This window comes from Arenibacter sp. F20364 (assembly GCF_023015905.1).
Lineage (GTDB): Bacteria > Bacteroidota > Bacteroidia > Flavobacteriales > Flavobacteriaceae > Arenibacter.
The window spans coordinates 95678-109058 of sequence record NZ_JALKBD010000013.1 but is presented as its reverse complement, the minus strand read 5'-3'; the positions used below and the strand labels follow the sequence as shown (position 1 = coordinate 109058).

The 13381-nt window shown below is 37.1% G+C and carries 11 protein-coding genes; 3 read left to right on the top strand and 8 right to left on the bottom strand.

Features of this window, described 5'->3' with window-relative positions; all coding sequences use genetic code 11:
- Positions 1–23 precede the first annotated feature (23 nt).
- Positions 24–1484: a sulfatase gene (locus tag MWU84_RS12620; RefSeq protein WP_246901837.1), complete on the top strand. Its 1461-nt coding sequence runs from the start codon at positions 24–26 to the stop codon at positions 1482–1484.
- A gap of 331 nt (positions 1485–1815) precedes the next feature.
- On the opposite strand, the gene MWU84_RS12615 is transcribed toward MWU84_RS12620, so the two are convergent.
- From MWU84_RS12615 to MWU84_RS12585, 7 genes are all read right to left on the bottom strand, one after another.
- The gene (locus tag MWU84_RS12615) at positions 1816–3978 is read right to left on the bottom strand and encodes a DUF5916 domain-containing protein (RefSeq protein WP_246901836.1); all 2163 of its coding nucleotides are present in this window, start codon (positions 3976–3978) and stop codon (positions 1816–1818) included.
- 429 nt (positions 3979–4407) lie between these two features.
- Positions 4408–4785, bottom strand: coding sequence for a PH domain-containing protein (locus MWU84_RS12610; protein ID WP_246901835.1), 378 nt, complete (start codon positions 4783–4785; stop codon positions 4408–4410).
- Between the two features lie 941 nt (positions 4786–5726).
- The gene (locus tag MWU84_RS12605; protein ID WP_246901834.1) at positions 5727–6089 is read right to left on the bottom strand and encodes a helix-turn-helix domain-containing protein; all 363 of its coding nucleotides are present in this window, start codon (positions 6087–6089) and stop codon (positions 5727–5729) included.
- A gap of 4 nt (positions 6090–6093) precedes the next feature.
- Positions 6094–6390 carry a type II toxin-antitoxin system HigB family toxin gene (locus MWU84_RS12600; protein WP_246901833.1) on the bottom strand — a complete coding sequence of 99 codons (297 nt, stop codon included), beginning with the start codon at positions 6388–6390 and terminating at the stop codon, positions 6094–6096.
- A gap of 498 nt (positions 6391–6888) precedes the next feature.
- Positions 6889–7182 carry a type II toxin-antitoxin system RelE/ParE family toxin gene (locus MWU84_RS12595; protein ID WP_157943859.1) on the bottom strand — a complete coding sequence of 98 codons (294 nt, stop codon included), beginning with the start codon at positions 7180–7182 and terminating at the stop codon, positions 6889–6891.
- On the bottom strand, positions 7175–7429 hold the full coding sequence (locus MWU84_RS12590; RefSeq protein WP_103442907.1) for a type II toxin-antitoxin system ParD family antitoxin: 255 nt from the start codon (positions 7427–7429) through the stop codon (positions 7175–7177). The genes MWU84_RS12595 and MWU84_RS12590 overlap by 8 nt, the downstream gene beginning before the upstream one ends.
- A gap of 176 nt (positions 7430–7605) precedes the next feature.
- Positions 7606–10581 (bottom strand): DEAD/DEAH box helicase, encoded by a 2976-nt coding sequence (locus MWU84_RS12585; RefSeq protein ID WP_246901832.1) that lies wholly within the window; start codon positions 10579–10581, stop codon positions 7606–7608.
- Between the two features lie 504 nt (positions 10582–11085).
- Here MWU84_RS12585 and MWU84_RS12580 point away from each other — a divergent pair.
- Together MWU84_RS12580 and MWU84_RS12575 are read left to right on the top strand one after the other, a co-directional pair.
- Positions 11086–11817, top strand: coding sequence for a DUF6088 family protein (locus MWU84_RS12580; RefSeq protein WP_103474653.1), 732 nt, complete (start codon positions 11086–11088; stop codon positions 11815–11817).
- Positions 11814–12791: a nucleotidyl transferase AbiEii/AbiGii toxin family protein gene (locus MWU84_RS12575; RefSeq protein WP_246901831.1), complete on the top strand. Its 978-nt coding sequence runs from the start codon at positions 11814–11816 to the stop codon at positions 12789–12791. Before MWU84_RS12580 ends, MWU84_RS12575 begins: the two co-directional genes overlap by 4 nt.
- Positions 12792–12898: 107 nt before the next feature.
- Here the strand turns inward: MWU84_RS12575 and MWU84_RS12570 are convergent, their stop codons facing one another.
- Complete coding sequence (locus MWU84_RS12570; RefSeq protein ID WP_246901830.1) at positions 12899–13363, bottom strand: DUF6730 family protein; 465 nt, start codon at positions 13361–13363, stop codon at positions 12899–12901.
- Positions 13364–13381: the final 18 nt, after the last annotated feature.

Genomic DNA, 13381 nt, shown 5'->3' with positions numbered 1-13381 from the left:
TAACCATCTAAATTAGACATTAAATGAAGATTTTAACCTTTTTTTTGTTGTTTATAAGTGCAATTGTTAGTTGTAAAAGAGCGAAGGAAAATCCTCCTAATGAAAATCAAGATTTTAAAAATAAAAAAAACGTGGTTTTTATTCTGGTTGATGATTTAGGCTGGAAAGATTTGGCTTGTTACGGCAGCACTTTTTATGAGACACCAAATATAGATCGTCTTGCTGCCCAGGGACATGTTTTTACTAGCGCTTACACTCCAAATCCTGTATGTTCTCCAACTAGGGCGGCAATATTGACCGGCAGATACCCATCTAGGATCGGAATTACAGATTGGATACCAGGTAATGATCCCAAAACCATGCCGCTTACAGGCCCTGAAGACTTACATGAACTGCCATTAGAAGAAGTCACTTTTGCTGAAACTCTTAAGGAAGAAGGGTACAAAACATTTTTTGCAGGAAAGTGGCATCTTGGAGATACTAATTCTTTGCCAGAAGATCAAGGGTTTGATATTAACAAAGGGGGCCATCATAAAGGAAGTCCTCCACGAGGCTATTATTCCCCATATAATAATCCGAAATTGACTGATGGGGAAGAGGGTGAATATCTTACTGATAGACTTACCGATGAGTCCATTCGTTTTCTTGAAAGCAATGAGGATAATCCTTTTTTACTGTATTTATCCTATTATACCGTTCATACACCTATACAGGCCTGCAAGAGATATTTGGGGAAATTTCAGGTAAAGCAAAAAATGCTGCATGACAGTATTGCTATATTGGAAGCTGAGGGTTCTGGTCAGACTTTATTAAATCAGTATAATCCTGAGTATGCTTCAATGGTTTATGCCTTGGATCATAATGTCGGTAGGCTTTTGGATAGATTGGAAAATCTAAACTTAATGGATGATACTTTGGTCATTTTTACTTCAGATAATGGGGGACTATCTACACTAATGAACAATAGAATAGCTCCAACGAGTGTTAGGCCATTAAGAGCCGGAAAAGGCTGGGCCTATGAAGGAGGCATACGGGTGCCTTTGATTATTAGAGAACCAGGCGTGAATAAACACTCAACAATTAATAATCCAGTAATTAGTATGGATCTGTTTCCAACTATTTTGGATGTTTTAGGTATATCGTTGAAACCAGAACTACATAAGGATGGATTAAGTCTAACCGGATTAATGGAAGGCCAGCAGGAAGAACTTCATGATGTTTTGTTATGGGATTATCCCCATTACCACGGCAGTGGCTGGACACCCGGACAGGCCTTAAGGAAAGGGAACTGGAAACTGGTCTATTTTTTTGAGAAAGATGTATATGAATTATATAACCTAGAATCTGATATTTCTGAAAGAAATGATTTGGCTCAAAGCAATAAGGAAAAGTTGGCGGAGTTGAAGGCAGAACTTAGTATTATAAATAAAGATTTAAAAACCAAAAAACCAATAGAAAATCCAGAATACGGGAATATAAAATAGCTATATACCTAAAAGTTTGAGTTGAGTTAGTTTAGTTGCAAAAGGAACAATGGGAAACTATTGTTCCTTTTTTTTGTTTGTTGAAGACAAAATTTTGTATCCATGATTAGGAGTTTAGACTTAAAATGAAATGCAAAACGGGGCGATAGTAATGGAAAATTAGCAATATTTAATGAAATACAATTACGACAGACGGTCCTTATACCCCTCCTTTCGTTTTCCGATCAAAAAATATATACAATAGCATTTTGTACTTTCATCCAAGTTTTTCCCTAAGAATATAAAAGTCTTGGTTATTTGATTCTCAACGGTCTTTATAACTATTACCTACCTAAAAACGATAGGTGTAAACCGCCTTCATCGCCGCTCCCTGTTGTGTTGTAAAAAGACTTCTATGCATTGTTGGGTCGTTTAGCCAATTGTGGTTATACACAAAAAAAATGTCGGTACCAGGGGTAATTATCCATCTAAAACGGGTGTTGGTCCCCAGAATATCGCTTATATCATCAAATTGAATGTTAGACGAAAGTGAAATATCGGGTGTAAAATCAAGGCCAAGATCTATCTGGAATAAATTAGTGCTAAATCCACTGTTTTCGGCAATTACTTGGGCATGCGTGTACCCACCGCTTAGATTAATGCCAAGTGCCGGACGAATGGTTAGGCCCATAACCAGCCTTCTAATATTTCCGGTCCAAAATCCTCCGGCTTCATAACCAATTGATCCGGATACCTTGCGAAAGGATGCAGAAGATGCCTGCAATTCGTAACCCCAATTAACGTATTTCCCTGGAGCTACAATAACTGTACTGTCACCAAGAATATCAAAGTCTTCACTAAGAAATTCAAAGCCCCTAGAGACTTCAACACCTAAATTATCACCAGATTCAAATCTGATCGTTCCCAAGTTAAACCGAAGATTTTCGGTAAGAAGTTTATTTTCCAATGAAGTGAGATACTCATAGTAAACGCCCCATTCTATTTCTCTTATAAACAGACTCTTTTCAAATAGGGGAGCATAGTTAATTGCCGGTTGCAACCTTTTAAAACCGTTACGTTGGTTAAACCCGATTGCTGGATCATACTCATCTCCAAATTCCCTATATGAAACCCAAGCAGACCAGGGTTGGTTGGGAAAATTAAAACGAAAGCCCCGGACTGCTCTATCAGATATTGAGGTGGAATCATCAGAGGGTAAAGCGGGGTTGTGCGCAATAAAAAAGGCTGAGAACTGTAGTGTGTTATCTCCTAGAAATTCTGAAGTACTTAAGTTTAGATCGGTACCCCATGTTTTTCTATCTTGAATTGGGTTACCAAATAATATATCGTCTTCGGTGCTTCTATGGGTATATATTAGGCCGATAGAACTCTCCTTCCAAAAATTTCTTCTATATCTGGCCACTGAAAAATTTTCTGGATTCAGTTCTCCTTCCCTTCCTGTACGTACATGCAATAGTGCAATGTTGCTCTTGCCTATATTTCCTATAAGACGACCTCCATACTTAATAGGAATAGGTATCCCGTTCACCAGTCCGATTCTGCGACTAAAATAAGGGTCTACATTACTTGATGGCGCAAATTCCAAAATTGAGGATCCCTCAAGAAAAAAATCTCTTTTCTCTGGGAATCGCAAAGGAAAACGAGTAAGATTTATTTGTCGATTGTCTACCTCGGTCTGTGCAAAATCGGTATTGTAGGTTATAGATGCTTTCAATTGGGATGTAATATTGTAGTTAATATCAAACCCCAGGTCGGCAGAAGAAGTACTGCTGTACTCAGCCTTCTCCTCATCATATACTTTGCTGGACTGGGTAATGCCATAAGGGATAAATTCCAAACCCAATCCCTGCGAATGACCAACAAGCCCTGTAATAATACCGGCATTCTGCGGTCGTAACAATCCCTGATTACGGCGATGACCTGTCCATAATTGTTCTTCGTTTTTACGACGTATGGTTCTTTGAAAATTAATTCCCCAAACATCGCTTTTCGGATCAAAGTTTATGCTGCGAAAAGGGATTTTGATTTCTGCAGACCAACCGAAATCGCCTATATAAGTCCATGCATTCCATATACCATCCCAGTCTTTGTTCAAGGTTTGACCCTGGCCAGAAGAAATGAGACCATCTCCGCGTAATCCCAAGGGATTTATTTCGAAAAAATAGGCACTTCGCTTGTCCATAAATGTATCAAAAATCCATCTGAAACGATCATCTGTCTCTAGGGATGCGTCCCTTTTCTTTTGAAAAGTCTTTATATCGGACGGACTACTATCATAACAAACCACTGCGATATAAATATTTTGGCTATCAAAGGCAATTCGTATTTCCGTTTGCTCTGTTGGTTTAGCCCCTTCTTTGGGTTCTTGCATTAAGAAATTGCCATTAGCCGGAATAGTAGTCCAAAATTCTTCATCCACAATCCCGTCCAGACGAAGCTCAATACCATTAAGTGGATACCCAATTATTTGCTTTAAATCATTTTCATTATCCATGTTCTGACAAACCCTAGAACAGGTATAAGGTACATAGGTATCTGATAAATGGCATATATCAGAATTTTCTTAAAGTGATTCTGGAAATTCATGTGTTTTGTATCACATTTATTTTATCAATAATGTTCCTCTTAATTTTAGTTATTAATCCATTTTCCATTTATGTCCACAGGAATCATAAGGGTTGTGCCTTTGTGGGAATACCTCCTAAAAATATATAGCGTCTTGGATTGATTATTCCCAACTTGGGTGACTATTGCATAAGTTAGTAAAAAAATCCATCACGGCCATTATCAAAGGGATGAGGTCACCTTAATGAAGTATTGAAAAACAAAAACCGTTCTAATCAGGAAAGCCTTAAATCATTGATGATAAACCACTTATATGGTAAAGACAGTGTTACTTTATTAAGGCTTTAATAGCAATAGTTTACATTACTTTACTGGCTAAATATTTTTGTACTTCGTACACATCTATGCTTTTATTGAATTTCTTACTTACACTAGGTGTATCCTCACTGGAGATCCAAATCTTTAGCTCTGCGTCCAAATCGAATGTGCCAGATATTTCCAAGGAACAGCGCGAGATGTTTTTATAGGGCAGAGATTTATATTCTATTTTACTTCTCTTAAGACCCTGAATATTCACTAAAATCAACCTTTTATTGGTGGACATAAATACATTCCTGAACAAGGTAAATCCGAGTTCTATCTGCTCATCGTTGATAAGTAACCTAGCGTATTTTTGGTTGAGTTTTTCGGATGAGACCTCACTGGCGTTACCTAAAATTTTATTTAATAGACCCATATGTAATTACGCTTTTTCTCAACTATTTAAACTTTCAAGGTAGGTAGTAAAAATTGCGTATCACAAATAAACCTTCACAATAAGTACAATTTGTAGAGAGTTCGGATTTATTGAATTCTTTTACTCGATAATCGAGATTTAAACCTGCCTGCCTGCCTGCCCGTTGCGTTGAGGCGGGCCTGCCCGTATCCATTCAAGCGGGCGTCGAAAGCAAACCTGAATGACCTTTCAAAGCCTCGTGGGCCTGCCTTTGTCGGCAGACTGGCCTGCTCGTACCCGTTCAGGCGGGCTTGCCCCGAGGTTGTTTACTATTTTTACCAAAACATTGGCCCACGGTCCATTTAACATTGGTAATAGCCCCGCGTTGCTTTAATATTGTTGAAAAAAATAATAGAAATTCTAACAGATCATGTATTGTATAAACAAGAGGCCGCGACTAAGGCGGCCATTATATTGCACTTAATTCTGAACACCATGATTTAATGCTTATCGAAGTAGGTTATTACACCCCTTTTATTGGCTTTGCCCACAAATACGTCAAAATATAGATTTGGACAAACGCTTACAGGAGCTTGGCAAAAATGAAGTTGAAGTAATAAAAATTACGAAAAAGAGGAAAGGATACACGGATAAAACTAGGTAATGCTGTAAAGTATATAACTTCACAGCGTTTTGCCTACAGTTGAGGGTCAACCTTGGCAGACGATCGGTATTTGGGCTTTACTTCCCGATACAGAAAGTAACGAACCCATATTTTACAGGGGTTCCCAAGCTTCGAGGTACACATGAGGTACAAAACTACATTTTTTGATATCAACTAAAAGTCATACTCGCCTTATTTTTAAGGTCTTATGGAAATCAGAAGATTAAGTAATAAATATAGAATAATGCCATATGAGCCGATTAAATGTCGTAATCGGCTCATGCAATACAATTGGCAACTATTGAAGTATTATATCACTATCAATATTTAATTTTTGATGTAAGGCTTTTGCAACGTTCAAAGTAATCTCTCTTTTCCCGTTTAAGTAGTCACTTATTCTGGAGGCGCTTGTATCTAAGAGAGTTGCTAAATCCTTTCTTTTAAGTCCCATTTCAAACATACGTAGTTCAATCATTTCCTGTAAGGTAGGCAAGCCGATGGGGAAATGGATTTCTTCGTATTGTTCGATAATATCAGTAATCTCCAAAAACTCTTTTGCTAAAGGGTTATCAGCTGACATAGTATCATCCACAACGTCTATCAACTCTTCTAAGCGAAGATTTGCTTTTACATATGCTTCGTGTGCAATTAATTTTCCCATTTCTTTATAGCTTATCTATATTCTTTATTTTGTCGTAATCCCGGTGATTGCCAACCCACCGGATTAATACCATCTTGAACTTAAATCGTACGATGGCAACAACTCGGTAATGGTTTCCCTTGACGTTAAAAACGAACCTCCCGTTTCCCACGCTATCAGCTGAATTGAAAGTGTTCTTTAAATCGGCAAAACTATCCCATTCAGCCTTGTTTGTCTTTTTATACCAATCTTGCAGTGCTACTTTAGCATTAGTTTCTTTCGAAAAATACTCTCTTAGTTTTTTAAATGAAATAACATGCACTTGATATAATTTTCAATTTAAACGTAAAGATACTATATAAATTACATTTATGGATATTTATTTCCAATAAATGTTATTACCTATCTTAACCCCCCAAATCTTACCCAAGAACTTTGTGCTTGGATCCTGTCCGATTTTTGTTGTATTCGGGCAGATAAGCCTGCCTTGCCGTCAGGCAGGCGTATAGCAAAAATCGGATAGGGCCTTACTTACTTTGGATTTGGCTCTTTCTCTTTTTCCATCCATATAAGAAATCCCTTGTAAACTTCTGGGTGTTCCTTGAAAAATCATTCAACTCCGTTGAAACAGCTGCTTTTCCCTCCTGGAAGGCTACTTCTTTTTCTTCCTCGAATTGTCGCACTTGATAGCGTATACAAACTAAAGTTGATAACTTGTAACGTTAAGGTTTAATAATATATTAAACTTCTTTAAGAGACCTCTATAGTTGATAGTTTAGGGTAGGGGGAGAGATATAGAGTTCTAACGTTTGATTGAATTTTATAAATGTCTGATAAAATCCATTCTTTCGCCTAAAACGCGGATTATGAAAATTCCATTATTAATCCTGTTATAAAAGATTACATGCGATTTATACCGGTATCGAAGTAGCAAGGTTTCATTCCCATGCAGGTAGAACCTTCCCATTTCTGGCCTGTCGGTCAATTCTTGAAAACAGGTAATAAGACCATTCTTATAAACACGAGCTTGGTTAACTCCAAAATTTTCAATGGTATATTCCGCAATTTTTTCAAGGTCAGATTCTGCACTTTTACTAAGAAGGTATTTAGCCATTCTTTTTGGCATATTTCAATTCGGCATCCTTCCAGATATCATCGACACTTTTATCGCTTACACCACTTGCTAAGCCCTCATCAAGCGCCATTTCAAGTGCTATTAGGTCTTGTTGAGTGGACTGATGGGTTCTGACCAAATGTCTTATATATTCACTATCGTTGGTGAAGTCGCCTTTTTCAATCTGCTTCTTAATCCATTCATCCTGTTGCTCTGTAAAAGTTATTGATTTTCTAATTACCCCCATATCGCACCAATATTATTATAATTGATGCAAATTAATAATTATTTGGACATTTTGCAATTATTTTATTTATATTTTTATTTGGATTTTTACTGTTGGAAATGCCCTGTCGGTTCTTCCTAAGGTAAAAGGTTAGATTTATAATCCATCTCAAAATATACAATTTGTCCAAATAGGCTTTAGTAAAGTTTTTCTTCTAACGCATCCCTCCATTGAATAAAACCCTTACTATCATTAGAATAATCGTGGATAATTCGGCTAAAGTTTACGGGTTGAGATTCCAAATAAAACTGCCTGCCCTGATTTTTAATTGTATTCAAAGCCGAATCGACAGAAGCTAGATGTTCCTTAAAGGATGGGTTATTTTTGTTGAAATGCCAAATGTAAGTCGCTTCTTCAGTATCCAAAGTTTCCAAAATCACATGGAATTGGTGATTGCCCAACAACAAGAAAACAAAGGAAAATGGTTGAAGCACAAATCGAAGCTTTAAAATCGCGTGTGCATGATTGTCGGCCAGAAAGCGAAGCTGGCGAAAATGTTTTACACTTCTCTTTGAAAGGACTTCCTCCAACAATTCTTTTTCCGATGGATAAAGTGCTTGTAGTCTTTCTTTATCCTTTACAATATCGGATTCATCCTCAGAGTTTGATTTTTTACTAAAAAAACTTTTCTCTAAGAGCCTGAATCTTACACTTTCCAAGACTTCACGGTTTATCCTTTCCAAGTCTCTGGAAGTTGCCAATTGTGCAACTAAAACATTGTTTTCAAATTCAGCGGAAACTGTTATTTCTACGGTTTTGGAATCCATTACTTTAACAAAATACGGCTTAAGCACCTCAAACTCTGGACGTATATAATCATTCTCAATCTCGAATTCTAATTCTTTTTGTAGCTTGGAACTTTTGTGGGTAAATGCAATTGTACCGAAACGGAAATAGAGCTGCTCGATAGGTACTTTTATAGTTGCCGCCATTGAACTACTTGCTTGTGTCTTGGGAATGGCGTCGGGGGTATCGTCAAATAAGGTAGCCTGTCTGTCCAGATTTCGGTAATAGGTGTTTCTTTTGAGAAAAAGGCGATTAAGATATTCAATCTTATGATCCCTGTAATCATAAATCAATGGGGCGATTTCGGAACGTTGTACCCTTCCAATATATTGGATCAGTTTTCCTTTAAAAGAAAAGGGATATACCAAAAAAAGACAGCTCGCATTTTGCAGATCGGTGCCTTCTCCAAAGTACTGTCCTGTGGTAATTAAAATTTGATAATTTCCTTTGTTAAGGATTTTCCATTTTAAATTTCTTTCACTTTCGGAATCTTCTCCGCTTAATGCAATAACCTCGAATTTTTGTTTTAAAAACTGATATAGTGTGGTAATATGTTCTTTTCGTTCTGTGATTACGACCACATGTTTGCCTGTATTCACTTCTGAAGTAATATCGTCAACTATTCTTTTGTTTCGATCGGAATCATGTACCAGAACTTTTGACAAGGTTTCGAACGTATCCGTTTTTGAATTATAGGGAACTTCCAAGTTTGTATTCCTTACGATAATCCGTGCCTTCTTATAGGTTTCTATGTCCTGCGGCTTGATGTCTGTTATAAGTTCGCCCAAATAGGCGAAAATCAGTTTACCGTCGCTATTTTTTCTGAAAGGGGTGGCAGTTAGACCATACTGGAAATAGGGGCGAAGTTTGGAAATAGTGGAAGCATAGGATTGGGCGGGAATGTGATGACATTCATCGATGATTATGGTTTTAAATTTCTCGAGTATTTCAGGAGTGTCTATTTTTTTGGACAAACTTTGGATCATTGCTATTGTAATTTGCTTTCCTATTTTTGCTTTTCCCTGTCCTATTTTCCCAATTGCACTTTTGGGTATTTTCAAGAAAGCTTCTATACGTTCTATCCATTGGTCCAAAAGCTGCTTTCTGTGTACGACTATTAATGCTGGTTGGCATTTATTAGCAATTATTTTTAGTCCAATTATTGTTTTTCCAGATCCGGGAGGTGCGGTAATTACGCCAAAATCTTTTTTGGAAACAGCAGAAAGAACGGTTTTCTGATGCTCCAGCAGTTCTGTGCCGAAAGTAAAATGTGTGTCATTGGATTTTTTTCTTTTATCCTCAAATTCGAAATCAATTTTTTGTTTGTTACAAAATCGCAGTAATTGTCCAACAGCCCCTCTCGGAAGAAGAACTTCATTTTTCGATTCGGAAACAAGATTGAAATATCTATCGGTACTCCACGTTGTTCTTCCTATCTTTTTCTTTATGAAATAGTCGGGATTGGCCACGTTGAATGTATCCTTTATAAAATTAACCAATGGCGTGGTCAACCCGGTCTTATTGATTCGGATTTCGTTATCCAAACGGATGACAAGTGTATCGCCGGAAAAAGAGTTTTCCAATTCGTCCGCATCGTTTTTAACGATTGAACGATACAATTCATCAAGTTCGGCGGTTTTTATCTTTTTGATTTTCTTTAATAAACTCCATTGATTCTCATAAGGAACAAGCGTGTTGGGGTCGATAAAACAACTATTGCCTTCCTCTACGTTCGGTTTATACAATGGCAGGGCTATAAGGTTGCCCAAACCCTTTCCCGTAAGAAAATCCTGATTGGGGAACAACCTATCAAAACTTGAAGTCTTATCGAATATGGAAAAGGTTCCACTTTCTTCGAGCAACTGTTTAAAAACTAATCTACTTTTTTTAGCGGGATAGGGTGTTTCAAAAAATATCCAAACATGTCCGCCGTTTCCAGAACGGGAACGCTCTAAATATGCCTGTATATTGTTGGACTCACAAACTGAGATAAAATTTTTGCATTCCTGTTGCCAGTTTTCCTTATCAAAATCCGCGGCTATAAACCAGGAGGTATTGTCTTTTAGCAAAGGGTAAACTCCAATCAAATGTTCGCCTTCTAAATGTTTAAAAACTTGATTGTAGTTTAAAGGCAAAAAAGATTTTTCGGTAAAATCCTTAAATGTTCCCCCATTGGTTTTATGTAGCCTATATCGGTAGGGGTCGTAAAAGTAGGCGGGCATATAGCCACTTTTGTTTCCTTTCTCCCATCGAATGGCAAAAACATCATCCCTTCCTCTGAATAGGGACTTAAACAATTGAATATGTTCTTTATTTTCCGATTCCAAGGCTATTATTGTTACTTCGCAATTGGAGTAAAAATAGCAATAAATTAGTGATTATAATTTGGGTCGTTGTAGAGCTAACTGTGCATAGGCAAGATAACTGCTTGGAGCGTTTTTTTGCACTCCATTCGTTTATGCGCGGTGCTTAGGAAGTTGGAAAACCGTAGGTTTTTCAACTTCCATAGGAACATGGAATTGTAATGCGAAAGTTCTTATACTATTCGTATCAAACAAGCGTCAAATAAGCTATTGTCAATATATGTTGACTTTAACGGGACAGCCATCAAATAAGATTGGGAAATATCTTTACTTTAAATGTCAAGTTTTTTGCGCAAAAAACTTGACCTGTTGACCGTTTAGTAATGTTTCGGAAGAAAGAATGGAACAGCTAGGTTACGAATGCACTAAGCAATACTGCAACTAAAGTTATCAAGACTTATTGAAATATGTCCAGTTTTTTAACTAATAAACTGGACATATTGAATATCTTTGTATAAACAGTTTCCAATGAAAACCTCTGAATACATAGAAGATAAGATTAATAAGTTGCCCAAAGGTTATGTATTCACCTATATGGATTTTATGAACGAGGTGGATAGGAGAGAAGCCATCATTAAACATCTGAATAGAATGGCTACTTCCGGTAAGATTAATAAACTATCTAAAGGTAAATACTTCAAGCCGCAAGAAACTGTATTCGGTACTTTGTTGCCAGATCAACACCAAATTGTAAAAGATTTGTTGGAGGAAGACGGCAAACTAGTAGGGTATATTACAGGGTATAGCGTTTATAATTCCCTAGGACTTACCACACAAGTAAGCAGCACGATACAGATAGGCAAACGTGAGATACGACCTTCTTTTAAAAGAGGACGTTTTAGAATTTCGTTCATCAAACAAAAGAATACTATCAATAAGGAAAATATTCCACTATTACGATTGTTGGATGCCATACGTTATATTAAGAAAATACCTGATACCACCGTTGAAAAAAGTTGTATTCGATTTATGGCATTATTGCGCGAATTGAAAACTAGCGAACATATAAAACTTATAAAATTGGCCTTTAAATATTCCCCCGCAACCAGAGCTTTATTGGGTGCATTGCTAAGAGGGATTAATTGCAAGGCAGAGACTGAAATAAGAGAACTTCAAGATAGTTTAAACCCAATAACGGTTTATGATTTTGATATTTCTAAAAAAGTGTTGTCAAATGCTAAATATTGGAATATAAAATGAAGCTGCACGAGAACGAACAACTTTTCAGACAAGCTGTGCAAGTAACAGCAGAACGGATGGGTATTTTAGATATCTATATCGAGAAGGATTATTGGGTATGCCATGCCCTAAAACTGATCTTTGATAGCACTATTAAAGATGAAGTCATATTTAAGGGAGGCACGGCTTTGTCAAAGTGTTATAAATTCATCGAACGTTTTTCTGAGGATATTGATTTAGTTGTAATACGAAGAGAAGAAGAGACAGGGAACCAATTAAAGGCTAAGCTCAAAAAAATAACTAAGGAAATAACTACACCATTCGTAGAAATAGAAATGGAAGGGATTACCAATAAAATGGGAATGATTCGAAAGATAGCCTATAACTATCCCAAAATTTTTAAAGGAAATTATGGACAGGTAAGAGATGCCATTATCATAGAAGCAACTTGGCTGGGCTATTTTGAACCTCACACTAAGAGAGTCCTGAATACCTATATCTATGATATGATGAATGCCACCAACCAAACGACATTGGCGGAAGAATATGATCTATTGCCTTTTGAAGCACTTGTATTGGATTCTCGAAGAACGTTTTGTGAAAAGATAATGAGTTTGGTTCGGTTCTCACATACGGAAAAACCAATTATCGACCTGAATGCTAAAATCAGGCATGTATATGATATTCATCAGCTACTGAAAGACGAAACGGTTCAAGAGTTTTTTACTTCAGATGCCTTTGATACGATGCTCCTAAAAGTAGCCCATGATGATGTACAAAGTTTTAAGAATAACAACGACTGGTTAAAGTACCACCCGAAAGTAGCATTGATTTACAATGAACCTGAAGAAACTTGGAAACAACTTAAAGACACCTATCAGAATGACTTTAAATTTTTGGTGTATGGGGAGTTGCCCAAGGAAGAGGATGTATTAGCGACGATTATTGAAGTGTCAAGGCGATTGGCCCAGGTAAAATGGGAAATCGTATTTTAGATATGTACGTCCCAAATCCTTACCCAAAAACTTTGCGCTTGGTTCCTGTGCCGTTTTTGTAGTGTTCCGGCAGATAAGCGTGAAGCAAAAACAGCATAGGGCGCAACCTACTTTAGATCTGAATTTACTTCTTTTTTGGACCAATCCAAGAATGTTTTATAGGCCTCTGGATGTTCTATAAAGTACCCCTTCAATTCGGTTGAAATATATGCACTTCCCTCTTCAAAAGCCTTCTCTTTTTCTTCCCCGAACTGTGCCACCTGATAGCCCAAATAGCCAGAAATGGATAGGGACAGGATAAGTACCATACAGACCAGGAACAATAACCATTCAGGGATTATTTGTGACTTCTTCAATTGTTCCTCTATTTGGATGGTTCTTGTATCCTGCCTTTTAAAATGATCCTCCTGTGTTTTATTTAGTTCCTTCAGTTCGTACCTTGTCGAGGAAATATCCTTTACCGTTTCCGAACTGGTCAGTTCTTTAGTTAGTGTTTTTAATTGTACCAACATCTGTTTTAGTCCTTCCAATTCGTCGGTCAACAGTTCCGTAATCTCATCTAGCTTTGCCATAGTATTTTGGTTTAAATT

What these genes read in the sequence shown, in the direction of transcription:
- MWU84_RS12620 (WP_246901837.1), top strand. Translation starts at nt 24, where the DNA reads ATGAAGATTTTAACCTTTTTTTTGTTGTTTATAAGTGCAATTGTTAGT.
- MWU84_RS12615 (WP_246901836.1), bottom strand. Translation starts at nt 3,978, where the DNA reads ATGGATAATGAAAATGATTTAAAGCAAATAATTGGGTATCCACTTAAT.
- MWU84_RS12610 (WP_246901835.1), bottom strand. Translation starts at nt 4,785, where the DNA reads ATGGGTCTATTAAATAAAATTTTAGGTAACGCCAGTGAGGTCTCATCC.
- MWU84_RS12605 (WP_246901834.1), bottom strand. Translation starts at nt 6,089, where the DNA reads ATGGGAAAATTAATTGCACACGAAGCATATGTAAAAGCAAATCTTCGC.
- MWU84_RS12595 (WP_157943859.1), bottom strand. Translation starts at nt 7,182, where the DNA reads ATGGCTAAATACCTTCTTAGTAAAAGTGCAGAATCTGACCTTGAAAAA.
- MWU84_RS12590 (WP_103442907.1), bottom strand. Translation starts at nt 7,429, where the DNA reads ATGGGGGTAATTAGAAAATCAATAACTTTTACAGAGCAACAGGATGAA.
- MWU84_RS12580 (WP_103474653.1), top strand. Translation starts at nt 11,086, where the DNA reads ATGAAAACCTCTGAATACATAGAAGATAAGATTAATAAGTTGCCCAAA.
- MWU84_RS12575 (WP_246901831.1), top strand. Translation starts at nt 11,814, where the DNA reads ATGAAGCTGCACGAGAACGAACAACTTTTCAGACAAGCTGTGCAAGTA.
- MWU84_RS12570 (WP_246901830.1), bottom strand. Translation starts at nt 13,363, where the DNA reads ATGGCAAAGCTAGATGAGATTACGGAACTGTTGACCGACGAATTGGAA.